Origin of the sequence: Rhodovulum marinum (assembly GCF_004343075.1) — a bacterium.
Taxonomy (GTDB): domain Bacteria; phylum Pseudomonadota; class Alphaproteobacteria; order Rhodobacterales; family Rhodobacteraceae; genus Rhodovulum; species Rhodovulum marinum.
Window position 1 is genome coordinate 32801 of record NZ_SLXP01000013.1, and the last position, 22158, is coordinate 54958.

Below are 22158 nucleotides of genomic sequence, written 5' to 3' on the forward strand. Positions count from 1 at the left end.
CATGGGCGCGCTGAAACACATCTTCTGGCTAGGCACCAAGGAACTGCGCGCGGTGCTGGGCGATGCGATGATGGTGGGGCTGATCCTGTTCACCTTTACCGGCATGGTCTACATGCAGGCCACGGCGCTGCCGGAAAACGTCAACCACGCATCCATCGCCATCGTCGACGAAGACAACTCTTCGCTGTCGCGTCAGATCGCCAACGCGTTCTACCCGCCCTATTTCCAGACCCCTGTTCAGATCACGGCGGGCGAGGTCGACGCGGCGCTGGATGGGGGTGACATCCTGTTCGCACTCAGCATCCCCAATGGGTTCGAGGCCGACCTGCGCCGCGGCCATCAACCCGAGATCCAGCTCGATATCGACGCCACGGCGGTGATGCAGGCCGGGCTGGGCGATGCCTATATCCAGAACATCGTGAATGACGAGGTGGCGCGCTATCTGTCGCGCGCCGACGCCGAGAGCGATCTGGCCATCGGCAACGAAATCCACCGCGCCTTCAACCCCAATGGCACGATGAGCTGGTTCAACGCGCTGACCGGCATCCTCGATTTCCTCAACATCATCATCATCATGCTGACCGGCGCGGCGCTGGTGCGCGAGCGCGAGCATGGCACGATCGAACACCTGATGGTCATGCCCCTGCACGCGGTCGAGATCGCGCTGGCCAAGATCTGGGCCAACGGACTGATCGTGCTGGTGGCCTTTGGCCTTTCGATGAGCGTGGTGGTCGAGGGCTGGCTGAACGTGCCGGTGGCAGGGTCACGCTGGATTCTGATGCTGGGGGCGACGCTCTACCTGTTCGCGGCCAGCGCCATCGGCATCCTGCTGGGCACGGTGGCGCGCAGCATGGCGCAGTTTGCACTGCTGGTGCTGTTGGTGGTGATCCCGATGATGCTGCTGTCCGGCGGCATCAGCCCGGTCGAAAGCCAGCCCGAGATGCTGCAACCGTTCACCGCGCTTCTGCCCTCGCGCCACTACATGGCGTTCTCGCAGGCGGTCGTGTTCCGCGGGGCAGGGCTGGACGTGGTGTGGCCCGACCTGCTGCGCATCGCCGGGATGGGGTTGGGCTTTCTGCTGTGCAGCTTGCTGGTGTTTCGCCGATCATTGAGTGCGGCAAGCTAAGCTCTCGGTCGAGCCTCGGCAGCTAGGCGCCTAGTGGTACCTGACGTCATGTCCGGCTCTCGTTACTCAAATACAGTATCATAGGAAGCCGGCTGCGTGCATACAGGATACTGCCGGCTTTACTTCACTCGGTCACAAATATTCGGCCGCAAGGGCATGCCGCTTTTCCTTTCAACGACACAGTGCTTCCCAGCCAAGACAGCTGACAGCTGACAGCTCGACCAAGCGTCCAAAGGCCGCTCCGGTTGCGCATTGCGGTCATCCGTGTGACGCGCAGCGAACGACCGCTTCCCGCCCTGCGGGACTCGCATGTCAGCGAACCGGTATCATAATCGTCTGACGAAGGACGGCACGAGGACTGCCTCCGTTCAAGCTCATGTATCGTTGCGCTCCAGCAAATCGGCCAACGCCTCAATCATAGCTCGTGGTGTGCGATTTCGGCCCTCCGATCTTCGCACTCTATCCGTTCTTTTCCCTGTCCAAGACCCATCGCACGCGTCCCATCGAGTACGCGGTCGGGAGTGTCGAAATCCGCGTCGAGGCCGTGGCGGATCACGGAATGGCCACGATCTGGGATGCCGATATCCTGATCTGGGCCGCAAGCCAGATCGTCGAGGCGCGCGATTCCGGGCTGCGCACGTCGCGGCTCATGGCGGCGACGCCGCGTCAGATCCTCACCTTCATCCGCCGTGGCACCTCGGCCCGCGACTACGATCGATTGAAGGCCGCGCTGGACAGGTTGCAGTCGACGACGGTCTGCACGTCGATCCGCCAGCCCGCCGAAGGACGTCGTCACCGGTTCTCCTGGATCAACGAGTGGCAGGAGCAAACCGATGCCAGTGGCCGTCCAGACGGGATCGAGCTGATCGTGCCGGACTGGTTCTACCAGGCGGTGCTTGATGATGCGCTGATCCTCACGCTCGACCGGGCGTATTTCGACCTGACCGGAGGCCTCGATCGTTGGCTCTATCGGCTCGTGCGCAAGCATGCTGGTCGCCAGCGGGCCGGCTGGCAGTTCGAGTTCCGGCATCTCCACGTCAAATCCGGCAGCCTTGCACCGTTCAAGCGTTTCGCCTTCGACCTGCGGGATATCATCCGCCGACAGCCATTGCCGGGCTACCGCCTCGCCCTCGAAACCGACGCGCCGGGAGGCCCGCTGCTCGCCTTCGAGCCCTGTGGACAACCTGTGAATGGGCTCGTGCTATCGGGAACCCCGGGTATCGTGCTATCGGGAACCGGGCTATCGTGCTATCGGGAACCCAAACCGGGTCTATCCCTTTCGAATGACAGCAGAAATCGCTCCCCTAACTTAGAGTCTAACGAAGAGTCTAACTCTTGTAGGGCCCGACCCGCTGGGGAAAACCGCGCCCGAACCGGTTCTGGCCGCCCCGAAACAGGGTGCACAGAGGACACCCCCGGGCTGCCGCTCGGACCGTCGCGGGGACGCGGGACATGACCCCGCATCGTCCCGACAAGGAGGCGCGCAAGGCGGCGCGCGATGACCGCCAGGCCGCGCTGACCGAGGTCGAGTTGACCTGGACGGAAGGGCGGGTCGAGCAGTGGATCCGTTTTGGCCATCCGGTCACCGAAGATCGCATTGATCATCACCGCCGCCGCTTCGGTTTCGCGCCGGGCGCCCTCTTCGGGGTCAATCGCTGGGCGGCCAACGCCTATGGCACGGTTCTGTCGCGCTTTGACATCTTGCGAGCTTCGAAGCCCGGAACGCCCATGCAGACGCTGCCCTATCTGCGGCCCGGAGGGAATTTGCTGCTCTCCACCCATGGCTGGCCCAAGGTCGAACGCGTGTTGCAGTCCATCGACGCCATCGAGGCACTCGGCATCGACCCGGCGGATGCGGCCCCGGCGTATTGGCGACACCTGCACAATCGCCTGGCCACCGCGCAACCGATCCATCCCTATACGCGTCTCCAGTACCGGGCCTGGGCGGCATGCTCGTTGCCTACAATGCGGGGCCGGGGCGCTACGACGCATACCTCTCCGAGGGTCGCCCGTTGCTCCCCGAGACCCGCGCCTATGTCGAGATGCTGGCTCCGCATCTGGACGGTCCGGCGCCGCTCCCGAGCGGGTCGGCCGTCTCAGACTGGCGCGAGACGGCCCTCTTCACCGACAGATCGGAGGCGCATCCACCGCACAATGGTGGCAGCCCGGGTGCAGATCTACCGCCCCGCGAAACGGCCCATCCGCCACCAATCCCGGCATTTTCGTTGTCCGGGCCGGCGCGGAGACGCGGCCATGAACGCGATCGTAGTTCTGCGCGTGCTGGCGGGCCGTTTCGTAGCGGCGGTGGAAGGGCGTGCCGGGGAAGCGTGCGGGAAGGGAAATGGGCAAGATAAAAGCACCTGCCACGAATGCCGCAAGTCCCTAACGGGACTAGCGTTTTCGCGTGCATGGCTTTCGGTCGTGTGCAGGTTTACAGCATTTTTGTAGTGTTTTCAGACCACTGGCATGCACACCGCGGAATCGTGCTCTTGGCGGCTGCTTGGTTGAAGAGGCAACATCGCCGGGCATTGGAAGGGGACATCTCGCGCTCAACAATGGGAGCGCGAGATAAAAGAGGTGCCGCACGGACACCTCAAATTGCTGTTTTTCGCAGAGATTTTCCGCCGCAGTCCCACGCGTATTGGAGCAGCAACCGCGCCAAGGCATTGACCTTAAATCTATTTCTGCGCGGCACAACGCCGATTCCACGAGAATGCGCGACTACCCCAACCCAGCCAGAACACCGATCAGCAACGCCACACCCGCCACCCGCCTGTCATTCCCCGCCATAGGCCTATTCCGCCGGTTCTCGGCTTCGTTCCTCCCTTCCTTTCCGGCATCCTCGGGGCATCCAAAACCTCGACCGATCGTCCGATGCCCAAGCGCCCCGCCATCCTGCCGCCCACCCTCGCGCCTCGCGGTCTCTCGCGGACCGAGGCAGCGGCCTATATCGGGGTCTCGCCCACGCTCTTCGATCACCTGGTCCGCGACCGACGCATGCCGCCGCCCAAGCGGATCAATGCCCGCACCGTCTGGGACCGGAAAAAACTTGACCGGGCGTTCGAGCTGATCCCTGATGGGGATCACTCCGACCACAATCCCTGGGACGACTGACGGCTGACGAAAGGCAGCGCGTGCCATGCCCACATTCAGGATGAGAGACGGCTCGGGCAGCATCCGCCTGAAGCACGTCATCGAGGATACCGACCGGCACGGGAACGTGCGCGTCTACCTGCGGCGGCCCGGGCACCTGAAGGTGCGGCTGAGGAGCCAGCCGGGGACGGAGGACTTCCTCGCCGAATACCGCGCCGCGATGATGGGGGCGACGCCCCGCGCACGGACCGGACCGCTGGAGCGGCGCGGCTCGAAAGGCAGCTTCAAGTGGCTTTGCGAGCAGTACTACGTCTCGGCCGAATACCAGCGCCTCAGCGGTCGCACCAAGTATGTCCGGCGGGGCATCCTCGACCGGATCTGCGAGAAGAGCGGATCTAAGCCCTACGCGCTGATGGAGCCCCGCCACGTCCGGCGCATGCGCGACGAGATGGCGGACCGGCCCGAGGCCGCGAACGGCTTCGTCAAGGCGCTGCGGCAGGTCTATACATTCGCGGTCGAATACGAGCTGGCACAGCGCAACCCGGCCCGCGATGTGCCCTACCTCAAGGCCAAGGGCGACGGCTTCCATTCCTGGACGATGGAGGAGGTCCGGCAGTTCGAGGACCATCACCCGATCGGCAGCAAGCCGCGGCTGGCGCTCGCGCTCATGCTCTACACCGGCCAGCGGCGATCGGACATCGTCCGGCTCGGGCCGCAGCACATCAAGGACGGCTGGATCACCCTGACCCAGGCCAAGAACCGCGACCGCAAGCCCGTCACCCTTTCCATCCCGGTCCTGCCCGAGTTGAAAGCGGTGCTCGACGCCACGCCCACCGGCAACCTCGCCTTCCTCGTCACGGCCTTCGGCAAGCCCTTCACCTCGAACGGCTTCGGCAACTGGTTCCGCAAGCAATGCGACGAGGCCGGGCTGATGCACTGCTCCGCCCACGGGCTGCGCAAGGCGGGCGCGGCGCTGGCGGCCGAGAACGGCGCGACCGAGCGCCAACTGATGGCGATCTTCGGCTGGACGACCATGAAGGAGGCGTCGCGCTACACCCGCGCCGCGCGCCAGAAGGTGCTGGCGGCGTCCGGCATGAAGCTGTTGTCGCGGAAGGGTGCCGGGCCGGAAAGGAAGGAGGCTCAGTGCGGCGGCGCCTGAGTTCCGAGACCGACCGCGACGGCCCGCTTGATGCGCCGTTCCCCATGGCTGCAAACCTGTTTCCCCTGCAGTCAGTATCCTGCATACTCCACAGAAGCCAACGCGTCACCTGAACACCGGAACGGACAGAGACGATGTCCCGCAGCCTTAAGGAAAAGCTTGCGACCCTCGCACCCGCCCGTCGGGCAGCAATCGAGGCGGAAGCCGATCGGCTGCATGAAGAGTACCTGAAGCGCGACGAGCAGCGGACGATAGATCGGCCTACCTAACTTCCATTCGAGCTTCACACCGAACGGCAAACCGCTCGACCTCAGTTGAGCGGTGATGTCAGCCGACTTCCTATAGGCCTTCCAACTTCGAAGACTGCGACTCCCCGACTGCCGCCGAGGACGCGATTTTGCGCGCCGGAGCGCGAACGTCTCACGAACAAAAAGTCCCACTTTTGCCCAAGCGCGAAAACGGTGGGACAATTTTGCCCCATAACCCATTGATTTAATTAACATTTAGAGGCGATTTGGTGCCCGGGGGCGGAATCGAACCACCGACACGAGGATTTTCAATCCACTGCTCTACCCCTGAGCTACCCGGGCACGGGTGAAGCGGACTTGCTTCGGGTGGGCAGTTTGTAGACGCGGGGCGCGGGACTGTCCAGAGGGTTTTGGCGGGAAAATCAGTGCGGCTTGGGCGGGGTGCGCGACAGTTCTTCGGCGGCCTCGTCGAGGTCCTCGGGGGCCTCGGCCGGGATGGCGTAGCTGCCGCCCAGCCACTTGCCCAGGTCGACATCCGCGCACCGCCGCGAACAGAACGGCCGGTAGGCGGGATCGGCGGGTTTCTTGCAGATCGGGCAGGTCATCGCGGCAGCAGGTCGGCCAGGGGCAGGCGTTCGCGCTTGCGGGTCAGTTCGGCGTGGCCGAGCGGCGTCCAGCCGACCAGGGTCGTCTCGACCGGGTCGGCGCGGAACGCGGATTTCAGCACCTGTTCCAGCGCACTGCGGTCCTTTTTGGGCATCGGCGCGAAATCGACGACGACCTGCCCGGCCAGCCCGCCCAGGCGCAACAGGCGCGGCAGGGCACGGGCGGCGGCGATGTTGGCCTTGAGGCCCGCGGCGGGCGACGTATCCGGCCCGGTGTTCACGTCGACGGCGACCATCGCGCGGGTCGGTTCGGCGAACACCGATCCGCCACCCGGCAGCGGCGCCGGGCCGGCAAGCGCGTCGATCGCCTCGAGCACCCCGGTGTCCGCGAAACAGCCGGGCCGGTCGATCACCTGGTCGGGGTCGGGATCGGACCAGTCGCGCCAAGCCCGGGTATGGGCATCGGGCGCATCGAGCAAGAGTTCCGGCGCGCCCTCGGCGGGTTCGGCCAGGATGTCCTCGGCCAAGCCGCGCATGATGGCGATATCCTCGGTCACGGCCTCGGCGGCGACGCCCTCGCAGGCCGAGCGCAGGATCACGCCCAGGTGGTCCACCGACCCGGCCATCGCGGCATGCGCGGTTTCTAGCAGGCGGTCGCGCTCGTCCTCGTCGCGGATCGTGCGCGAGATGTTGAAGCCGGGCGCGTCCGGCGTGACGATGGCATAGCGGCTCTTGAACAACAGCCGCGGGGTCACGGGCACGGCCTTGCCCTCTTCGGCAAAACCCGTGACCTGGACCAGCAGGCCCTGACCAGGACGCAACCCCTTGGCCTGGCGCAAGAAGGCCCGGCCTTCGGGCAGGCGGAGGAACACGCCGCCCTGCCCTTTCATCTGCCGGTCGACAACGGCGCGGAAGATGGCGCCCGGCGCGGGCAGGTCATCGGGCGGGTCGATCAGCAGGTCGTCCAACCGTCCGTCGACCATCAGCGCCGCGGCCTTGCGGCCCGCGATCTCGTCGAGGATGACGCTGCGGCCTTTCATGCCTGCCCCCCGTGCACGGGGTAACCCGCGCCGGACAGAAGCGCCGCGGTTTCGGCCAGCGGCAGGCCGACCACCGCCGAGAACGACCCACTGATCCACGGCACGAAGGCGCCCGCCATACCCTGGATGCCATAGCCGCCGGCCTTGCCGTGCCATTCGTTCGAGGCGAGATAGGCGTTCAGTTCCTCATCCGAGAGACGCTTGAACTTGACCGCCGTGACAACGTCGCGTTCCCAGACCCTTTCGCCCAGGCGCAAAGCGACCGCAGTGATCACCCGGTGGCGCCGTCCCGACAGGGCCAGCAGGAATTGCGCCGCCTCGCCGACATCAGCGGGCTTGCCCAGGATGCGCCGGCCCAGCGCCACGGTCGTGTCGGCACACAGCACCAACTCGTCCGGCGCGGCCTGCACGGCGCGTGCCTTTTCGATGGCCATGCGAGCGCAATAGGGGCGCGGCAACTCGCCCTTTGCGGGGGTTTCGTCGATATCGGCGGGGCGCACCGCGTCGGGCACGACCCCGATCTGCGCCAGCAACTCCTTGCGGCGCGGGCTGGCTGAGCCGAGGATCAGCCGCAAGGCTTACTTGAAGCGGTAGTTGATCCGACCCTTGGTCAGATCGTAGGGGGTCATCTCGACCTGAACCCGGTCGCCGGCCAGAACGCGGATGCGGTTCTTGCGCATCTTGCCTGCCGTGTGCGCGATGATCTCATGGCCGTTTTCAAGCTCGACCCGGAATGTCGCGTTCGGCAGGAGTTCCTTCACGACGCCGGGGAATTCGAGCATTTCTTCCTTGGCCATGAACACTCCATCGAAGGTTACCCGGCTTGGCGCGGGCGCCAGTTAGATGCGCCCGATCAATATAATTTTCAAGTCGTAAATGCATCGAATGGGGTGGAAACGACCGGTACAAGCCGGTCCTTCTGTTCGGACCAGTGGGCGCGGTTGAGAACCTGCCCCTCGGCGCGAACCCGTGCGACCGCGCCTGCATCGAGCGTGGCATAGGTCCATCCGGGCGCGTTCAGCGTGCCCTCGGCCAGGACGCCCGTGGCCGGAAAGCCCAGGTCGGGCGGGCCGTAAATGGCTGCAGCGCCGACATTTTCATCGACCGCCGGACACCAGGGGGCATCACCCACGGTCGGCGCCTGCACCACGACGCATTGCCCTTCCAGCGCGCGGGCCATGGCGCCCACCCGCACCCGCCAATAGCCCGCCAGCGCATCGGTGCAGGAGGGCACGAGCAGGATCTCGGCCCCCGCCTCGACCAGTGCGCGCGCGAGCAGCGGGAATTCGGAATCATAGCAGATCAGCACGCCCAGCTTGCCCAGCGCGGTGTCGAACAGCGTCAGCGGGCCGCCGGGGCGCACGTCCCAGGTTTCGCGCTCGAACCGGGTCATGATCTGCTTGTCCTGATAGCCGGTCTGGCCTTCGGGACCGAAGAGGCGCGCTCGGTTGACGGGCCGTTGCCCGTGCCAGACCGGGGCCGATGCGCCGAGAATATGCACCCCGTGCGCCATGGCCAGCCGCGCATGCAGCGCGTCCGCCGCCTCGACCCGGTCGGACACCGCCCGCAGCGAGCGTTCCAGGTCGCCCGCCGCCTCGGACCCGGCCAGCGCGGCCAGTTCCATCGCCCCATATTCGGGGAAAACCAGCAGATCGGCCCCCTGCCCGGCGGCCTCGGCCACCCAGTGGGACAGCTTGTCCTCGTAGCTGGCCCAGCTGTCGTGCCAGTCGATCGGGTAAGCGGCGGCGGCCAGTTTCATAGCGGCTTGATCCAGAACTGCAGGTCGTGGCGGGTCGCGGCGGGCTGGTCGATGTCCTTCCACTCGAAATGGGCGACGGCGCCGGGCAGCTTTTCATAGCCGCGCTTGCGCCAGAACGCGTCCAGCGGACGGTAGTCGGCCGGTTTCAGCGGGTGATCATCGGGCCGCACCACGCCGCAGAAGGTGCAGAACCGCCGGCCCAGGCGGCGCGCATGCCCCTCGCGCGCATCGAAAAACGCATGCCCCGCCCCCTGCCCGCGATACCCGGGCAAGAGCACGCTTTCGGCGCAATAGAAGATGTCGGCCAGGTCGTGGCCCGTCCCCGCGAAGGCCGCGGCGAAATCATCGGCATGATCCTCCAGCGGCGTGCCGGTCGAGGCGCCGACGATCCGATCGCCGTCGAAAGCGGCGACGAGGATCGCGCGCGGGTTATCGCGATAGGTCGCGAGGTACCGGCGTTCGTAATCCAGGTCGCCGTCATAGAGATAGGGCCAGTCGTGGAACACCCGGATCCGCAGCGCGGCCAGGTCGTCGAGGGCGGATTCGACCTCCGCCCCGGTCAGGGTGCGGAAGGACAGGGTCATTTCACCTGCCGCAGCCAGTCGGCCAGGTTGTAATAGGTGGTCACGCGCGCGATCTTGCCGTCCTTCAGCGTGAAGAACGACCCGGCGGGCAGGCGGTAGGTCTGGCCGCGCGCGGGCGGCAGCCCCTCGTCGGTTTCCAGGTAGGTGCCGTTGACGATGTATTCGGCGGCCGCGCGGGTGCCGTCCTCGGTCGCGAAGATCACCATGTCGGTCAGCTCCTCGCGGTAACAGCGGGACATGTGCGCGCAGAACTCGGCGAAGGCGGCCTTGCCGCGGCGGATCACGCCCTCGTTCACGTGGTGTTCCACGTCGTCGGACAGTTCGGCCAGCATCGCGTCGGTGTCACCGCGGTTGAAGGCGGCGAAATAGCGCTCGATCACGTCTTGGGTCATCCCTCTCTCCCTTGGGTCGGCGGCCCGAACCTGTCGATCAGCCGCTCGACGATCTGGTCCCGGGTCTGGCGATAGGCGGCCAGCTTGTCGGCGCGCGTTTCGCCCAGGCCGGTCGGGTCCAGCACCGGCCAGTATTCCACATCGAGGTGATAATAGCGCGTCAGTTCCTGCGCCCGGCGCAGGCTGGCGGGCGACAGCGCGATGATCAGGTCGAAGCCCGACAGGTCGTCGCCCCAATCCTCCATCTCGTCGAACGAGCGGGTCTGGTGGCGGTCGATCTCGACGCCCAACTCGTCGCAGACGGCCACGGAAAACCCGTCCACGTCGCGGTCGTTCTTGACCCCCACCGACTGGACATAGGTGTCCTGGCCATAGAATTTCTTCATGATGCCTTCGGCCATCGGCGAGCGGACCGAATTGTGATCGCAACAGAACAGCACCGACGAAGGGAGCGGGCCGGCCACCTCAGCCCCCGAAATGCAGGACGCAGACCAGGGTAAAAAGCCGCCGCGCGGTGTCGATATCAAGGTCGGCCTTGCCGTCGAGGCGTTCCTGAAGGATGCGCGCGCCCTCGTTGTGGATGCCGCGCCGCGCCATGTCGATGGCCTCGATCTGGCTGGGCGGCAGGCGTTTCACCGCGTCGAAATAGCTTTCGCAGATTTGCCAGTAATCCTTGACCGCCTGGCGGAAGGGCGACAGCGACAGGTGGAACTCCGCCGCCGGGTCGCCCGCCTCGGTGCGGACGTCGAAGACCAGCCGCTTTTCCCGGATCGACAGCGTCAGCCGATAGGGCCCCTCGGGCGCGGGGCGGTCGTCGCGGCCGGGCAGCGCGAAGGAATTGTCCTCCATCAGGTCGAACAGCGCGACCTTGCGCTCCTGCTCGATCTGGGGCGTGGGGGGCGGCAGGTTGGAATCGTCCAGTTCGACATGGACCAGGCGCGCGGTGCTCATGCGCTTTCCTCGTTCAGGCGGTCCAGGCGCGCGCGGACCGACAGCCCGTGCGCCTGAAGGCTTTCCGAAATCGCCAGCGTCTCGGCCGCGGGGCCGATCGCCTTGAGCGCCTGCGGCGTCATCCGTGCCATCGTCGTGCGTTTCAGGAAATCCATCACCGAAAGCCCCGACGAGAACCGCGCCGAGCGGGCGGTCGGCAGCACGTGGTTCGGCCCGCCGATATAGTCGCCGATGGCCTCGGGCGTCCACTGGCCCAGGAAGATCGCGCCCGCATGGGTGATCTTGGCCGCCAGCGCATCGGCATCGGCCATGCAAAGTTCCAGGTGCTCGGGCGCCACGCGGTTCGACAGTTCGGCCGCCTCGTCAAGGTCGCGCACGGTGATGACCGCGCCGAAATCGCGCCAGCTGGCCCCGGCGATCCCGCGCCGGTCCAGCGTTTCCAGCCGCTTGTCGACGGCGGCGGCGACGGCCCGCCCGAACGCGGCATCGTCGGTGATCAGGATCGACTGCGCGCTTTCGTCATGCTCGGCCTGGCTCAGCAGGTCGAGCGCGATCCAGTCGGGGTCGTTGTCGGAATCGGCGATCACCAGGATCTCGGACGGCCCCGCGATCATGTCGATGCCGACCTTGCCGAACACCCGCCGCTTGGCCGCCGCGACATAGGCATTGCCTGGGCCGGTGATCTTGTCGACCGGCTTGATCGTCCGGGTGCCATAGGCCAGCGCCGCGATGGCCTGCGCGCCGCCGATCCGATAGACCGTGTCGACGCCCGCCAGCCGCGCCGCCAAAAGCACCAGCGGGTTCGCCTTGCCGTCCGGCGTGGGCGCACAGATCACCAGCCGCTCGACCCCCGCGACCTGCGCCGGGATCGCGTTCATCAGGACCGACGAGGGATAGCTGGCCAGCCCGCCCGGCACGTACAACCCCGCCGCCGAAACAGGTGTCCAGCGCCAGCCCAGCGTGGCCCCCTCGGGGTCGGTCCATTGCGCGTCCTGGGGCATCTGGCGCACGTGATAGGCGCGGATGCGCTCGGCGGCCAGTTCCAGCGCATCGCGTTCGGCGTTGGGCACCTTGGCGCATTCGGCATCGATCTCGGCCTGCGAAAAGGCCAGCGTCTCGGGGCTGAGCGCCAGCCGGTCGAACCGCGCGGTCAGTTCGATCAACGCGGCATCGCCCAGCGCGCGTACGTCGGCGATGATTTCCGACACCACCGCGTCGACATCGGGACTGTCTTCGCGCTTGGCGCCGAGAAGCGCGGCGAAGTCGGCCTCGAAACTGGCCGCCGTGCTGTCCAGGAATACCGGCATCTCGTCCCCCGTGAGGCTATCGCGCCCGTGTGTAGCGGCAATTGCCCGCAGGGGGAACACCCCAAAACGGACCTGCCCGCGCCGGCCCGTTGCGCGCCGTCAATGCGGGGAATCGCATGGGGGCCCAGGGTCAACCCGCTGGCGCAGCATGCGGAAACGGGGCGGCCCGCCCCCGGACGCAAGACGAGGAGGAGAAACGATGACCCGAACGACATGCAGCATGGCGATTCTTGCCGCGGCCCTGGCCGCCGGCACCGCCCAGGCCCAGGATCCCGGCCCGGCCGAATACATGCAGGCCTGCGCCGCCTGCCATGGCGAAAGCGGGGTGGGCGATGGTCCGCTGGCCGAATTGATGACCGTGCCGATGCCCGACCTGACACAGCTTTCCGCCGCCAACGAGGGCGAATTCCCCATGCTGGCGGTGATCCAGATCATCGACGGGCGCACCGGCGTGCGCGGCCATGGCTATCCGATGCCGGTCTGGGGCGACCGGTTCAAGGCCGAGGCGGTGCCCAGCGGCGGCGAATACGGGGCCGAACTGATGGTACGCGGGCGCGTGCTGGCGCTCGCCCAGTACCTGGAATCGATCCAGCAATAAGGCCACGCGTCAGGAATCGGGGTGACGCGGCGCCTTGCCCGAGGGGGCCTCGTAGGGGCGCGTGACGTCGTGCAGCGTCACCTCGAGGCATTCGACTGCCAACGACACCGCGCCGTCGCCGGCCAGCGTCAGGATCACCTGGCCGGCGCCGTCTTTGCCCGGCTCGAACGTAATCGACAGCAGCGACAGCACCAGGTCCTGGTCGTCCCGGTCGAAGCCTTGGCTGGCGACGGCCAGCACGTCCTCGACGGTCAACACCGACTGTACGCGTTCATAGGGGCGCCCGCGAAGTTCGGCGGCCTCGCGGTTTTCCCAGCGGAACCGGTTCAGCAGGATCGCAAAGCGCCGCCCGCGCCGGTCCCAGCGCATTTCGGTGACCGGAAAGACCGCGTCCTGCACCAGCGCCGAGATCACCGGCAGATCGCCGGGGTCGACGGCGATCAGGTGCAGTGGCCGTTCGGCCCCATCGGCAAAGCGCGCGTCTTCCCGCTGTCCGGTCATTGGCCGCTGACCCGTTCGATATGCGCGCCGCAGGCGCCGAGTTTCTGTTCCACCTTCTCGTAGCCGCGGTCCAGGTGATAGACGCGGCTGACCACCGTCTCGCCCTCGGCCGCAAGCCCGGCGAGGATCAGCGACACGCTGGCGCGCAGATCGGTAGCCATCACCGGTGCGCCCTTCAGCCGATCCACCCCGGTCACCGTCGCGCTGCCGCCATGCACCTCGATCCGCGCGCCCATCCGCATCAGCTCGGGTGCGTGCATGAAACGATTCTCGAAGATGGTCTCTTCCAGGACACTTTTTCCCTGGGCCGTGCAAAGAAGCGCCATCATCTGCGCCTGCAGATCGGTCGGAAAGCCGGGAAACGGCGCCGTGGTGACATCGACGGCATTTACCCGCCCGTTACGGCAGCTTACGCGAATGCCCCGCTCGTTCTCTTCGCAGCAGACACCCGCCTCGTCCAGCTTCTCGGCGAAGGCGGCGACAAGGTCCAGCCGCCCGCCCAGGCAGGTCACCTCGCCCCCCGTGATCGCCGGGGCCAGCATGTAGGTGCCCAACTCGATCCGGTCGGGCACCACCGCGTGGGTCGCCCCGCCCAATCGGTCGACACCCTCGATGGTGATCGTGCCCGTCCCCTCGCCCTCGATCCGGGCGCCCATCGCGCGCAGGCACTGGGCAAGGTCCACGATCTCGGGTTCGCGGGCTGCGTTGCGAAGTTCCGTGGTGCCCTTGGCCAGCGTCGCGGCCATCAGCGCGTTTTCGGTCGCCCCGACCGTCACCTGCTCGAACTCGACCACGGCGCCCTTCAGACCGCCCGGCGCCTTGGCATGCACATAGCCGTCGCGCAGGTCCAACTCCGCGCCCATCGCCTCGAGTGCCTTGAGATGCAGATCGACCGGGCGCGCACCGATGGCGCACCCCCCCGGAAGCGACACCTGCGCCTGCCCGCAGCGCGCAAGGAGAGGCCCCAGAACCAGGATCGAGGCCCGCATCTTTCGGACGATGTCGTAATCGGCGCGCTGGCTGTCCAGCGCGTGCGAGGACAGCACCAGCACCTTGCCCCGGTGCAGCGCCGACACCTCGACCCCCAGCGATTGCAGCAGCGTCGTCATGGTGCGGATGTCCGACAGCCGCGGCGCGTTGGTCAGCGTCAGCGGCGCATCGGTCAGAAGCGTCGCCGGCATCAACGCAAGGCACGCGTTCTTGGCCCCCGCGATCGGGATGTCGCCATGAAGCGGCGTGCCGCCCCGGATCATGATCTGGTCCATCAGCCCTGTTCTTTCTGCCCGTCGGACGCGTTAGCCCGGGCACGCGCCTGCGCCTTGCGCCGGGCCAGGTTCGCCTTCAGCGCCTGCTTCAACCGCTCTTCGCGGGTCGCGGCCCCATTGTCCGCGCCGGTTTTCGGGGGTTTTCCACTCATGGCGCCCTCTCTAGCGCAGGGTGGAAAATGCGTCCAGATAGCGCTTGCGTCGGGAAAGGATTGAGTCTAATCAGCCGCCCACGTTACGCCGCAGTAGCTCAGTGGTAGAGCGCACCCTTGGTAAGGGTGAGGTCGGGAGTTCAATCCTCCCCTGCGGCACCATAAATTTTTATATTTTCATTTATTTACAACGCCGTATGCAGCTCATATCAAAGTCTGTCCACCCAATGGACCACCTTTGCGTCTATGGTCGGTAAGAATACGAACTTGACCCACTCGGTCCTGCGCGCAAGCCTGGTCAAGTCCCTGATCGTCCGGTCGGCTTATCACAGCCCCTGCGCTGCCCCCGAAAACTGGACCTTTTCAAGTTTGTTTTTCCCAGTGCGCTTTGCGGCCGCCATTGACAGGCCAAGGGGCTCACTTACTGGTTCTGCTCGAAGCGTTGTGCCCGGTGCCAGGCGAGGCGCCCACGGTGCTTGTCGGTCAGCGCGATTGGCTGCTGCCAGCGAAGCTCCGAGCGCGCTTGCTCGCCAAGGATAGGAGAGAGTAGCGGCTGGCCGTCGTCGTCGAAGCTCACTAGGCCGCGGTCGAACGCGGCGTCCCAGAGTGCCGAGAGAAGCAGCCCGTTATGCACGTCGAGGCGTTCGGCGTCGCTCGTGCAGTCCTTCCAGGGAATGATGTGCGAAGCACGGAGAAGGGGCTCATCTGAGATGCCCGTCAGCGGACAGCGACCCTGCCAATATTCGAGCAGTCCCGATCGGAATACATCCTGGCCGATGCGCTGAACTACCAGTCGTTCGGCCTCGGTGCTGGTCGGTAGATCCTTCACCTTGGCGTGGAACTGCGCAAGCGGCGCGTCGGGAAGGCTGGCCGCCAGCTGATAGAACCGGGGCATCAGGGTGTAGAGGTCACCCAGCGTTGCGAATGCATAGCGGGCCAGTCCTGGTCCTTCGACGAAAGTCACAGCAATCTCAAGTTCCTCGATCACCCCCCCGTGGTCGATGGCGAGCAGCCAGCCGTCGGCAGCGTCACGAGCCAGCCAGAGCGAGCCCTGAGCCGTCGTTGAGCTGTAGCGTCGCCACCCATCGGTCTCGCCATGCGTCCGGCGGAATCCGTTCTGGAACGCGACCTTGTCGCATTCCTGGCGGGTGACGAAGGATTGGGGGCTTTCGATGACAGGCATGCGACGTGTCTGCTTCTTCTTTTTGCTCAGCCAGCGAGTTGATCAAGCTGTTCAAGAAGTCGCGAGAATCTTCGAAGCTGCTCGAAATCACCATCTTCGATGACATCGGGGTGGAAATACATGATCTCGTTGCGAAGCTTGCGGACTTCATCCAGTTCCTTGCAGAACGTCTTTCGGCAGGCGACGAACCCGAGCTGAGCCCAGTTCTCCTCTCGCTCGAAGATCCTCTGATACTCACCGAAGGTCAGCTGCGACGCCTTCGTGACGGAGGCCTTTCGTTCGGGATCATTGTCATCGCAGGCAGCGCGGAGGGTGTCGACGTCGAAGACATCCTGAATCAGCCGCCTGATCTGGTTCTCGATCCGGCCCAGCAGCAAGAACGGCTCAGAGAGTCCCTGAAACTGCTCGCTAAGATCGGTTGCTGTCACGATGCCAGTTATCCTGCGATCCGCAGAAGCGCGCACGAAAACATATTCGCGCTGGATGACTGTTTTCGTGACCTCGAACAGGGAGTCAGCGTCTGAGACTTCGGCTGCTTGCTCCATCGCGTCGCTGACCTGCTTGAGCTCGTTGCGCTGGCTCAGGCGACTGCCAATCGATTTCCAGCTGATTGCCCCTTTCAGATCGCGCGGGCCAGTCATCACCGCGAGTTGCGAGAAGTCATAGGCAAGCATCAGGGTGACAGCCCGCTCGATCGGATCCTGCGGGTTGACAGAAATCACCTCACGGTTCGCAGCTTCGAGCATGCGTACGAGATGGGTCATGTCCGCGACGTCAGAAGGCTTCGCAGGTTTGGCGCCATCGTCTCCGGGCTCGGGGGCTACGACAGGAGCAGCCTCGGGCGCGGGAGCGGCAGCGTCGAGTTTCCTGAAGACCACTGGCGCGTCGATCCAGGTCGTGGTGAAATGCGGATCGGTGCAAAGGCCAGCGGCCTCCAGTTCCGCCTCGATGCGTTCCACGACGCCGGCTCGCCTGCGCCGAGCGCCGAACCAGCGAAGCAATTCTCGAACGCTTCGGGACGGCTCCCGGCCTTCCGCTACGTCCTTCTTCACCTCCTCGAACTCGGCGATCATCGCGTCCTCAACGGCATTGAGATCATCAGGCATCGGTCACATCCCCATGGCCTTGAACTCGCAGTTCGCCTCCATTCGGTCCCAGGCTTCGAGGACGAGGCGGCGGGTGCGGTATTCGCCGTGGGTGCGGATTTCCTTTTCCTTGAGGACGCGGAAGGTTTCCGACGGGTAATCGGGGCCCTTCACGTCGGCGGGGTCGAGGATGTAGCGCAGCTCGTCGCGGGTCAGGCCGTAGGCGCGGGCGTAGAAGGCGTCGAGCTCGGCACGGAGGAGCGCGCGGCGGTCCTCGTCCCAAGGGAAGGGTGGGCCATCATGGCCCAGATCGCGGGCGAAGGGGGCCAGGCTGTGCGAGGTGTAGGTGAGTTCTAGAACTTTGGGTGTGATGAAGGCGAGGCGGGACGCGGTGTAAAAGTCGGGGGGGAGGATGGGGAATTGGTTGACGAAATAGAAGCTCATGTTGACCCCGCTAACTTTTTGTCTAGCGGCAAAGTCCATCGAAAGCGTGTCAAGGTTGGCAAGAAGTGCTGCCTGCGCGGGACTACTCTGTGCCGTCGATAGGCAGAATATGCTGTCTCCGATGCCCAGCGAACCGACCAGTGGGTTCGCAATCATAGTGCGTTCATCAGTATTTCTTGCATTCCGACGCCAGCCTATCGACCAGCCGCGCTTCCAGTCCCTGGCGGTTAGCCGCGCCGTCACCTCGTCCTCGGGCACCCAGTAGCGGGGTGCTGGGTCCCATGTCGGGTCGGCTTGCCCTGACCAACCGCGAGCCAGACATCCTGCGACGTCGGCACGGTCCGTTCGGAATCTCCGCTCGGCACCTCGTCGGTCTTCGGCAGCAGGAAGGCCGCCATGTAGAGGTTGCAGCCCATGCGCGCCCGCAGGAAGGCGTCCTGCTTGCGGAGCGAGCGGTAGGCCTTCGCCTTGGCCTCAACATCCTTGACAGTATCCTCCGGCAGGTCGCGCAGATCGGAGAACTCCGCCGAGAGCGGGGCGGTTGGCAGGTCCGACCGGCCACCGGTGAAGTCGAATGTGCCCTGGCCCTTCTTCGCGTCCTTGTTGGCGCGCTCGTAGAACTTGGCGACACCGCATGACCAACGGCAAGCCACGACCGTGAATTGGCCGTTGCTGCGATACGCCAAGACATCCCTGCTGCTTTAACACGCCCAATGCCCCCGCGATGGATCGTCGCCCCGGAGTCGAGCGTACATGGGGTGCAGGCAGTCCGGCCAATTCAGAGCAATTCCAGAAACCCGACCGAATTTAATCGACCATCATTAATTTCAGTATTTCATGCTGATTTCTCAGCGGCGCAGCCGCCTTGGACGACAACTTATCAAGGCACGCGCGATGGGCTCGACAATCACCGTGTCAAATACGCCTCCCTCGCCGTATCCAAACGGACCGCGAAAGCTCGAGCGCCACATGGGAACAGGAACGCTCTCGTCAATATTTCCAGATACTTACGTGAAGTCAAAAAAGCCACTCATGGCCTGTTCTAGGGTGTTGTGCACATGCATCATCTTCCCGTGTTGTCAGGGAGCGGCAGCAATCCGCACCGATTCGCGTTTGACGAGCGCCGTTGATACCTGTGCAGTCCGTAGAGTTTTCAAACTGCATCCATCTTGGCCAGTATTTTGCGCGAAACACTCCCTCGTCCAATGCAATCGTAACAACGAAACGAAGCATACACGTTCAAAAATGAACGATTAATATTTCCTTGATTCATTCAACCCTTTCGCGATTTCTTTGCATGGGGTGCGGGTCGAACCTGCACAGGTGGCCAAACGCTATCATTCGGTGTCGTGTTTTCTCATCGCCTGGGGGTGGGCATGTCTTTTGACGGCTATTCGCATCTGGACTTGCGTTACGCGGATGTTCCACGCGTGCAGCGCCCCGCCCCCATCGCGCGATGGTCGCCGCGGTACCGGGTGTTCAAATTTGCTTTCGACAAGGGCATGTCGATCGCGGCGATGCCGATCATCTTGGGCGTGGCGGTTGTGTTGCTCTTGCTGAACCCGTTTCTGAATCCCGGACCGCTTTTCTTTCGGCAGGAACGGATGGGGCTTGGTGGTCAGAAATTCCTGATGTGGAAATTTCGGACCATGCTGCCCTCCAATACGGTCGTCCGTCACCATAACGAACCGCTAGAGGAGGATCGGATTACGCCTCTCGGTCGGTTCCTGCGAAAGACCCGGCTCGACGAGCTGCCCAACTTTTTCAACGTCCTGCGCGGCGAGATGAGCGTGATCGGTCCGCGACCGGATGCCTGGTCGCATGCGCGCAGCTATGTCGGAACGGTTCCCCATTACCAGCTGCGCTTCCGTGTGCGGCCGGGCATTACGGGTTTGGCCCAGATCCATGCCGGCTATGCCGATTGTGACCATGCCATTCGGCGCAAGGCACGTTTCGACCGACTTTACGTCAGCCGCTCGCGCATCAAGATGGAACTTCACATCATCTGGCACACGGTACGCGTGATGCTGACGGGCTGGGGCGCGAAGTAAGCGCCCGCCAGCCACGCTTCCTCAATAAGCTTCATCTGATCTACGCCGATCTCTCGGACAAAGCCGTTTCGCGGTGACCAGGTGATGTCCTGACGATAAGGTTCATTCACGACAGTGCAACGGAAAACCCCGGGTCCATGAGACCCGGGGTTTGTTTTCTACCTACCCCACCAACCAACCAGGCTAGCCAAAGATGCAAGGAACGGCTTCTCAGACCTCAGGCCGCGCGCGTCTTCCGCCGCATCAGGACCAGCGCGCCAAGCGCCGAGACAAGTGCCCAACCCGCCGCGGGCAGAGGCACAGGCGTGAAGGTCACCAGGTTCTGGCTTTCATGGTTTGCGGACTCGAGGAAACGGACATTGTAATTGTCACTCACCGCAGCAGCACCCGGCGTGATCTGCGCCAGAAGCGACGCCGCGAAATTCGCGGCCTCGACCTCGCCATTGCCCGGGTCGTTCGGATCGGCAAACACCCAAAAGGCGCCGCCGTCATTTGCCAGGGAATAGACACCGCTGGTTTCATAAACGATTTCCCAAAGCGCCAGGTTCAGACCCGCGGAGTGCTTCTCTGTCCCGAAATCGAGGCTGACTGGATCCGCGATCTCGAACAGGTTTTTGATATCTCGCTGCTGCGCAAGGCTGAGCGACATACCGCCATCTCCGAACGGCATCTCGGTAAATGAATAGGTCTTCCCCTGCAGGAAGGGCTGGTACAGGTCGACGCAATATGCGTCGATCGACTGCGTCGAGCCGTCGTCGTATTTCGCCGTCAGCGCCAAGAGACCAGCGTTCGCCGCGCCGTTCGAAAGGGCCTGCGGAACACCGAAGTTATCGTACTCGTTCGATCCAAAATTCCCAGTCAGCGTCAGCGACAATGCCGCGTCCCCTGCAAACAGGGACAGCCCGACCACAATCGCCTGGATACCGGATTTATTCATTCCCATTACCTCTTACCGCCGTTGCACCCCGCCCGACCGATCCGTCCGGACAGCGGCACATCGCCCTTCGATCCGTCATGATGGCACCCCGTAAGTTTCGCAACGACCCGTCAAATTGAACAATAGCCGGCGCGCACGGCCTGATTGCAGCAACTTTGGAAGACTAATCCCGGTCAAGCGTGACGGACGTGTCGTCCAGCCCCGTGTCCGACGGCATCGAACGTACACGGACGTTCAACCCCTGCAATTCCCCCAAAGCCAAACCCGCCAATCCAATCACGACACCCAGTTCAGCGTTAGCAAATGCCAGGCGATTCGGAAATGCGTTAATGAAAAATGCAAGCCTAAAACCGGCTCACGTTACGATATTAATTTGGACTGGCATATTCCAGTGGCAGCGGTCAAATCGAACGGTCGGGCTGCCGCGTCAATAGTCGAAACCGGACGGTGTCGGCACGAAGGTCGACGGCACCGGGAAGAAGGTCGCGAAGGCGTCCACAGCATCCTTGAGACTGGCCGCAATGTAGAGAACGTCCCCATCCGCGACCGCGAAGGACTTTGCCACGAAGAGAGAGTCGGGTTGCGAGAGATCGAAGCGGAAGACGGTGGGCACGCTGTCCCCGGCAAAGCGCGATACGTCCACTCCCATCCGGGCGAGAACGTCGCGCTGCGCGTCACGATAGATGAATACGCCCGACCGGTCGGCGCGGCGGTTCGCCAACCCCTCGCCATAACCAAGAACATCAACCAGGGTGCCATCGGGTTGATCCAGCGTCAAAGTCTGGTTGCGCGTCCCTCCCGCCCCCAGCACCACGATTCGGTTCTCGGGGGTCTCGACCTCGATCACGTCACCGGGGCGCAGATAGACGTTCAGCCGCGGATTCGAAAGAATGCTTTCCAACAGCGCGGTGCGGGTCACGCCGTTGCGGCTAAGCTTGACGCGCAGGTTTTCGGACCGCTCGGCGGGGCCGCCGGCCGCGGTGATCAGGTCCAGGACCCGCAGGTTCACATCGTCCAGCGAATACTTGCCGGGCGCCCCGACCTTGCCCACGACCGACACCTTGGCGCTTTGCCGATCGGCGATGCGCACGATGGCCGCGGGTTCCACCAGCACCTCGCCCAACCGTTCGGTCAGGAAGTTCTCGACTTCGCGGACGGTTCGCCCCTGCGCCCGGATGCGGCCCAGCGGCGGCACCCGGATCATCCCGTCATCGCCGACCTCCTGGGGGACCAGCGAGGTTTGCGAGATCGGCGAAATCGAGGCGGTGGTGAAATCGACGAACCCGGTCTCGGCGGTGCTGACGATCGCCACCTGGACGATGTCGCCACGCCCGATCACCACCGGCATCGGCCCGCCGGTGCGGTGAAACGCCTCTTGTTCGGTACGGCGCTGCGCGTCGGTGAACGCTCGTGCAAGGCCGCGGTCCATTTCGACCAGAACGTAAGGGGCACGTTCGGTTTCCGACAGGCTGGCGCGCCCCACGACCATGTCCGTGCCGCTGAGGATGGCGTTGGCGCTGGGCCCGCTGCCGCCGCACCCGGCCAGCAAAAGACCACACCCCAGAACCAACGTTTTGCACTTGTTCACCTGACCGCTCCGAACCAAGCCGAATTTGCATCTTGATGACCCAACGCCGCAGAGTTCGGCAAGTCACGCGATCAATTCGCTGATACGGTG

At 64.5% G+C, this 22158-nt stretch carries 26 protein-coding genes and 2 tRNA genes; 8 read left to right on the plus strand and 20 right to left on the minus strand.

The annotated features are described in order from the left end of the window. Position 1: 1 nt before the first annotated feature. The 5 genes from EV662_RS16045 to EV662_RS16065 all read left to right on the plus strand — a co-directional run bounded on the left by EV662_RS16045 (position 2) and on the right by EV662_RS16065 (position 5378). On the plus strand, positions 2–1126 hold the full coding sequence (locus tag EV662_RS16045; protein ID WP_132464728.1) for an ABC transporter permease: 1125 nt from the start codon (positions 2–4) through the stop codon (positions 1124–1126). A 427-nt stretch (positions 1127–1553) separates the two neighbouring features. Further along, positions 1554–2582 carry a replication initiator protein A gene (locus tag EV662_RS16050; RefSeq protein ID WP_243695878.1) on the plus strand — a complete coding sequence of 343 codons (1029 nt, stop codon included), beginning with the start codon at positions 1554–1556 and terminating at the stop codon, positions 2580–2582. After that, positions 2579–3574 carry a DUF2840 domain-containing protein gene (locus EV662_RS20105; RefSeq protein WP_132464734.1) on the plus strand — a complete coding sequence of 332 codons (996 nt, stop codon included), beginning with the start codon at positions 2579–2581 and terminating at the stop codon, positions 3572–3574. The genes EV662_RS16050 and EV662_RS20105 overlap by 4 nt, the downstream gene beginning before the upstream one ends. A 426-nt stretch (positions 3575–4000) precedes the next feature. Next, positions 4001–4240, plus strand: a complete 240-nt coding sequence (locus EV662_RS16060; RefSeq protein WP_012177662.1) for a helix-turn-helix transcriptional regulator — start codon at positions 4001–4003, stop codon at positions 4238–4240. 25 nt (positions 4241–4265) lie between these two features. Next, positions 4266–5378 (plus strand): tyrosine-type recombinase/integrase, encoded by a 1113-nt coding sequence (locus EV662_RS16065; protein WP_132464737.1) that lies wholly within the window; start codon positions 4266–4268, stop codon positions 5376–5378. A gap of 515 nt (positions 5379–5893) precedes the next feature. Here the strand turns inward: EV662_RS16065 and EV662_RS16075 are convergent. The 11 genes from EV662_RS16075 to hisD all read right to left on the minus strand — a co-directional run bounded on the left by EV662_RS16075 (position 5894) and on the right by hisD (position 12264). After that, positions 5894–5968 (minus strand) — tRNA-Phe (locus tag EV662_RS16075). Positions 5969–6048: 80 nt separating this feature from the next. After that, positions 6049–6231, minus strand: coding sequence for a DNA gyrase inhibitor YacG (locus EV662_RS16080; RefSeq protein ID WP_132464740.1), 183 nt, complete (start codon positions 6229–6231; stop codon positions 6049–6051). Continuing rightward, a complete protein-coding gene (locus EV662_RS16085; protein ID WP_132464743.1) occupies positions 6228–7271 on the minus strand; it encodes a ribonuclease E/G in 1044 nt (347 codons plus the stop codon). The genes EV662_RS16080 and EV662_RS16085 overlap by 4 nt, the downstream gene beginning before the upstream one ends. Next, entirely contained in the window at positions 7268–7846 is a 579-nt protein-coding gene (locus EV662_RS16090) for a Maf family protein (RefSeq protein ID WP_132464746.1), read from the minus strand. Before EV662_RS16090 ends, EV662_RS16085 begins: the two co-directional genes overlap by 4 nt. Positions 7847–7849: 3 nt before the next feature. Beyond that, entirely contained in the window at positions 7850–8068 is a 219-nt protein-coding gene (gene infA, locus EV662_RS16095; RefSeq protein WP_037209844.1) for a translation initiation factor IF-1, read from the minus strand. 68 nt (positions 8069–8136) lie between these two features. Next, positions 8137–9030 carry a carbon-nitrogen hydrolase family protein gene (locus tag EV662_RS16100; protein WP_132464749.1) on the minus strand — a complete coding sequence of 298 codons (894 nt, stop codon included), beginning with the start codon at positions 9028–9030 and terminating at the stop codon, positions 8137–8139. Next, positions 9027–9614, minus strand: coding sequence for a GNAT family N-acetyltransferase (locus tag EV662_RS16105; RefSeq protein WP_132464752.1), 588 nt, complete (start codon positions 9612–9614; stop codon positions 9027–9029). The genes EV662_RS16100 and EV662_RS16105 overlap by 4 nt, the downstream gene beginning before the upstream one ends. Then, positions 9611–10006 (minus strand): ketosteroid isomerase-related protein, encoded by a 396-nt coding sequence (locus EV662_RS16110; protein WP_132464755.1) that lies wholly within the window; start codon positions 10004–10006, stop codon positions 9611–9613. Before EV662_RS16110 ends, EV662_RS16105 begins: the two co-directional genes overlap by 4 nt. Further along, positions 10003–10470, minus strand: coding sequence for an arsenate-mycothiol transferase ArsC (locus tag EV662_RS16115; protein ID WP_132464758.1), 468 nt, complete (start codon positions 10468–10470; stop codon positions 10003–10005). The genes EV662_RS16110 and EV662_RS16115 overlap by 4 nt, the downstream gene beginning before the upstream one ends. A gap of 1 nt (position 10471) precedes the next feature. Next, positions 10472–10957, minus strand: coding sequence for a UPF0262 family protein (locus tag EV662_RS16120; protein WP_132464761.1), 486 nt, complete (start codon positions 10955–10957; stop codon positions 10472–10474). Further along, positions 10954–12264: a histidinol dehydrogenase gene (hisD, locus tag EV662_RS16125; protein ID WP_132464764.1), complete on the minus strand. Its 1311-nt coding sequence runs from the start codon at positions 12262–12264 to the stop codon at positions 10954–10956. Before hisD ends, EV662_RS16120 begins: the two co-directional genes overlap by 4 nt. Before the next feature lie 199 nt (positions 12265–12463). On the opposite strand from hisD, the gene EV662_RS16130 reads away from it, so the two are divergent. Continuing rightward, positions 12464–12862, plus strand: coding sequence for a c-type cytochrome (locus EV662_RS16130; protein ID WP_132464767.1), 399 nt, complete (start codon positions 12464–12466; stop codon positions 12860–12862). A gap of 9 nt (positions 12863–12871) precedes the next feature. Here the strand turns inward: EV662_RS16130 and EV662_RS16135 are convergent, their stop codons facing one another. The 3 genes from EV662_RS16135 to EV662_RS19625 are packed head-to-tail and all read right to left on the minus strand — an operon-like array spanning position 12872 to position 14780. Beyond that, positions 12872–13363 (minus strand): DUF2948 family protein, encoded by a 492-nt coding sequence (locus tag EV662_RS16135; RefSeq protein ID WP_132464770.1) that lies wholly within the window; start codon positions 13361–13363, stop codon positions 12872–12874. Beyond that, entirely contained in the window at positions 13360–14628 is a 1269-nt protein-coding gene (gene murA / locus EV662_RS16140; protein WP_132464773.1) for a UDP-N-acetylglucosamine 1-carboxyvinyltransferase, read from the minus strand. Before murA ends, EV662_RS16135 begins: the two co-directional genes overlap by 4 nt. Next, complete coding sequence (locus tag EV662_RS19625) at positions 14628–14780, minus strand: hypothetical protein (protein ID WP_165915628.1); 153 nt, start codon at positions 14778–14780, stop codon at positions 14628–14630. The genes murA and EV662_RS19625 overlap by 1 nt, the downstream gene beginning before the upstream one ends. 87 nt (positions 14781–14867) lie before the next feature. Between EV662_RS19625 and EV662_RS16145 the strand changes: the two genes are divergently transcribed. Next, a tRNA-Thr gene (locus EV662_RS16145) sits at positions 14868–14942 on the plus strand. Positions 14943–15201: 259 nt separating this feature from the next. Here EV662_RS16145 and EV662_RS16150 read toward each other — a convergent pair. From EV662_RS16150 to EV662_RS16165, 4 genes are all read right to left on the minus strand, one after another. Then, the gene (locus EV662_RS16150) at positions 15202–15963 is read right to left on the minus strand and encodes an HNH endonuclease (protein ID WP_132464776.1); all 762 of its coding nucleotides are present in this window, start codon (positions 15961–15963) and stop codon (positions 15202–15204) included. Positions 15964–15989: 26 nt separating this feature from the next. Continuing rightward, the gene (locus EV662_RS16155; protein ID WP_132464779.1) at positions 15990–17069 is read right to left on the minus strand and encodes a CBS domain-containing protein; all 1080 of its coding nucleotides are present in this window, start codon (positions 17067–17069) and stop codon (positions 15990–15992) included. A gap of 3 nt (positions 17070–17072) precedes the next feature. Further along, positions 17073–17492, minus strand: coding sequence for a hypothetical protein (locus tag EV662_RS19630; RefSeq protein WP_165915629.1), 420 nt, complete (start codon positions 17490–17492; stop codon positions 17073–17075). Between the two features lie 239 nt (positions 17493–17731). Then, a complete protein-coding gene (locus tag EV662_RS16165; RefSeq protein WP_132464785.1) occupies positions 17732–18178 on the minus strand; it encodes a hypothetical protein in 447 nt (148 codons plus the stop codon). A gap of 690 nt (positions 18179–18868) precedes the next feature. On the opposite strand from EV662_RS16165, the gene EV662_RS16170 reads away from it, so the two are divergent. After that, a complete protein-coding gene (locus EV662_RS16170) occupies positions 18869–19543 on the plus strand; it encodes a sugar transferase (RefSeq protein ID WP_132464788.1) in 675 nt (224 codons plus the stop codon). Positions 19544–19760: 217 nt separating this feature from the next. Here the strand turns inward: EV662_RS16170 and EV662_RS16175 are convergent, their stop codons facing one another. Further along, positions 19761–20480: a VPLPA-CTERM sorting domain-containing protein gene (locus EV662_RS16175; protein ID WP_165915630.1), complete on the minus strand. Its 720-nt coding sequence runs from the start codon at positions 20478–20480 to the stop codon at positions 19761–19763. A gap of 427 nt (positions 20481–20907) precedes the next feature. Then, entirely contained in the window at positions 20908–22068 is a 1161-nt protein-coding gene (locus EV662_RS16180; protein ID WP_132464794.1) for a polysaccharide biosynthesis/export family protein, read from the minus strand. Between the last annotated feature and the right edge of the window lie 90 nt (positions 22069–22158).

Excerpts from the sequence above, each read along its gene's own strand:
- EV662_RS16045 (WP_132464728.1), top strand. The coding sequence starts at position 2 with ATGGGCGCGCTGAAACACATCTTCTGGCTAGGCACCAAGGAACTGCGC.
- EV662_RS20105 (WP_132464734.1), top strand. The coding sequence starts at position 2,579 with ATGACCCCGCATCGTCCCGACAAGGAGGCGCGCAAGGCGGCGCGCGAT.
- EV662_RS16060 (WP_012177662.1), top strand. The coding sequence starts at position 4,001 with ATGCCCAAGCGCCCCGCCATCCTGCCGCCCACCCTCGCGCCTCGCGGT.
- EV662_RS16065 (WP_132464737.1), top strand. The coding sequence starts at position 4,266 with ATGCCCACATTCAGGATGAGAGACGGCTCGGGCAGCATCCGCCTGAAG.
- EV662_RS16080 (WP_132464740.1), bottom strand. The coding sequence starts at position 6,231 with ATGACCTGCCCGATCTGCAAGAAACCCGCCGATCCCGCCTACCGGCCG.
- EV662_RS16085 (WP_132464743.1), bottom strand. The coding sequence starts at position 7,271 with ATGAAAGGCCGCAGCGTCATCCTCGACGAGATCGCGGGCCGCAAGGCC.
- infA (WP_037209844.1), bottom strand. The coding sequence starts at position 8,068 with ATGGCCAAGGAAGAAATGCTCGAATTCCCCGGCGTCGTGAAGGAACTC.
- EV662_RS16100 (WP_132464749.1), bottom strand. The coding sequence starts at position 9,030 with ATGAAACTGGCCGCCGCCGCTTACCCGATCGACTGGCACGACAGCTGG.
- EV662_RS16105 (WP_132464752.1), bottom strand. The coding sequence starts at position 9,614 with ATGACCCTGTCCTTCCGCACCCTGACCGGGGCGGAGGTCGAATCCGCC.
- EV662_RS16110 (WP_132464755.1), bottom strand. The coding sequence starts at position 10,006 with ATGACCCAAGACGTGATCGAGCGCTATTTCGCCGCCTTCAACCGCGGT.
- EV662_RS16120 (WP_132464761.1), bottom strand. The coding sequence starts at position 10,957 with ATGAGCACCGCGCGCCTGGTCCATGTCGAACTGGACGATTCCAACCTG.
- hisD (WP_132464764.1), bottom strand. The coding sequence starts at position 12,264 with ATGCCGGTATTCCTGGACAGCACGGCGGCCAGTTTCGAGGCCGACTTC.
- EV662_RS16130 (WP_132464767.1), top strand. The coding sequence starts at position 12,464 with ATGACCCGAACGACATGCAGCATGGCGATTCTTGCCGCGGCCCTGGCC.
- EV662_RS16135 (WP_132464770.1), bottom strand. The coding sequence starts at position 13,363 with ATGACCGGACAGCGGGAAGACGCGCGCTTTGCCGATGGGGCCGAACGG.
- murA (WP_132464773.1), bottom strand. The coding sequence starts at position 14,628 with ATGGACCAGATCATGATCCGGGGCGGCACGCCGCTTCATGGCGACATC.
- EV662_RS19625 (WP_165915628.1), bottom strand. The coding sequence starts at position 14,780 with ATGAGTGGAAAACCCCCGAAAACCGGCGCGGACAATGGGGCCGCGACC.
- EV662_RS16150 (WP_132464776.1), bottom strand. The coding sequence starts at position 15,963 with ATGCCTGTCATCGAAAGCCCCCAATCCTTCGTCACCCGCCAGGAATGC.
- EV662_RS16155 (WP_132464779.1), bottom strand. The coding sequence starts at position 17,069 with ATGCCTGATGATCTCAATGCCGTTGAGGACGCGATGATCGCCGAGTTC.
- EV662_RS19630 (WP_165915629.1), bottom strand. The coding sequence starts at position 17,492 with ATGAGCTTCTATTTCGTCAACCAATTCCCCATCCTCCCCCCCGACTTT.
- EV662_RS16170 (WP_132464788.1), top strand. The coding sequence starts at position 18,869 with ATGTCTTTTGACGGCTATTCGCATCTGGACTTGCGTTACGCGGATGTT.
- EV662_RS16175 (WP_165915630.1), bottom strand. The coding sequence starts at position 20,480 with ATGAATAAATCCGGTATCCAGGCGATTGTGGTCGGGCTGTCCCTGTTT.